The sequence below is a fragment of the Lishizhenia sp. genome, from assembly GCF_057456495.1.
The window spans coordinates 1-2,049 of record NZ_JBVCPV010000303.1 but is presented as its reverse complement, the minus strand read 5'-3'; the positions used below and the strand labels follow the sequence as shown (position 1 = coordinate 2,049).

General features: G+C 37.5%; 2 protein-coding genes. Both read left to right on the top strand.

The features are described 5' to 3' along the window. The coding region (locus AC22ZQ_RS14325) for a T9SS type A sorting domain-containing protein (RefSeq protein ID WP_318959438.1) at positions 1 to 1,243 on the top strand (1,243 nt) is incomplete at its 5' end. 202 nt (positions 1,244 to 1,445) lie between these two features. Continuing rightward, the coding region (locus AC22ZQ_RS14320; RefSeq protein ID WP_318959437.1) for a hypothetical protein at positions 1,446 to 2,049 on the top strand (604 nt) is incomplete at its 3' end.

The window sequence follows — 2,049 nt, the reverse complement described above, 5'->3', positions numbered from 1 at the left end:
TGGTCCGGTAAACTTCTTAGCATTCTTGGATAATGATTCATCTTGTTACGCACAAGAATTACAAGTAGATGGTACACCATACTTGCTGTACAACAACGGTGCACAATTAGATGCAGGTGTGCAGTCAATTGCACCACCAGCGGATGGTTACAATAGTACGCAAGGATGGGGTCAGTCAACAATTTATAGAAGTACATGGTATACATTTACAGCACCAGCTTCAGGAGATGTAATGATTTCTGGAACTGATGTAAATTACTCATCTAAAATGGCCGTTTACGAAACATCGAATTGTGGAGATTATAGTCAATATAACTTAATTGGAGCAAACGATAATGGAGTTTTATTTGGGTCTACTGCGGCTCCAGAATGGGTAGTTTGTGGATTAACACCAGGTCAAACGTACTACTTGTTACATTCTTCTCAATCCTCTTGGACTTCAGCAGGTACTTACTCAATTGCCTTAACGGAATTAGATTTCAATGCTGGTTCGTTAACAGGAGTTATTGATGCTTGTATTGGAGATACAGTTGATTTATTCAACGCTATCTCAAACTACGATACGCAATACGGAACTTGGTATGATTTATCAAACACATCTCAAATGGTTTCTGCAAATGACTTTGCTACAACTGTTTTAGCATCTCAAGTTTACGATTTCGAATACAGAGTTGAATTAGGATGTTCTTTTGATTCTATCGTTGGTCAAGTAGAGATTTACCCTCCATCTAGTGCGGGTATTGATGGAAGTATCAATGTTTGTAAAAACGAACCAACGAACTTATTCTACGGTTTAACGGGTAACATTGATTTAGGTGGTGTTTGGTATGATCCTCAAGATAATGCTGTAACAAGTGATATTCCTTCTGCAGGAACTATTCCAGGACAGTTTAACTATGATTACGTAGCTGGAAATGGAGTTTGTCCAGATGACACTGCATTGGTAGTGGTGATTGTTAACCCTTCTTGTGATTGGTTATCAGTAGAAAATGTTGAGATAGAAGGTATTTCAGTATATCCTAACCCAACAAGTGATGTGTTGAACATTGTTTCTGCTGGTGAGCACGATGCGTTATCAGTAAGTGTTATTGATGTTAATGGAAGAATTGTAAAAGCATCTAATGATAAATTAGCTGCTGGAAGTTCAGTTCAAGTAAACGTATCTGATTTAACAACAGGAGTATACTTGGTTGAATTGTACAATGGTTCTATCAAAAATACATACAGAATAGTCGTTCAATAAGACGATTTAAACTTTAATAATTAAAACGGGTGAATCCTCAGGATTCGCCCGTTTTTTTTATGTCTTGTGAATTCTTTAAAGATGTGCGGTTAATTTGTTATTTGTGTACAGTAATAAGAAATCCCGGTGTTAAAATTCTTCTTTCTGTTAAAAAAGTATTAAATTGCGCGCCTTATTACGTGTATACTCAAAACTATAAACTATGAAAAAACAATTACTTGCGCTATCTGCCGGCTTAATGGCTGTTGCAGGTTTGCGTGCTCAATGTAGTCCGATTTCGGCTCCTTTCATTGAGACATTTACCGGTACTTCCGCACCAGCGTGTTGGAATACCTCTTACACAGCAGGAGATGGTTGGGATTTCAACCCTTCTTCTTACAATCCAGGTTATGAAGTTCAAGGAACTGCTGACCACACGAACGGTGCTGTTGGAGATGATTTTGCTTTTATCGATTTCTCTTCACCAACGGACGTAAATGTTGTGTTAGAATCTCCAGAAATCGATGTAACTGGGATTACAACACCAACGCTTAGGTTTTACCACATTTCTCACTGTGTGAATAACTTTGCTAATTTAGCTCAACACAACGAGTTGAACATTGAAGCTTGGGATGGATCTGCATGGGTATTGGTAGATTTAGTTCAGGGAGAAAATGGAGCAAACTGGACAGATTATTACTATGACCTAACTGCTTATGTGTACAACACAAACTTTATCAAATTTAGATTTAGAGGAGAGGTTGGTCAAAATACAAACTACGCATACTACAATGACTTATTGTTAGATGACGTTGAAATATTTGATG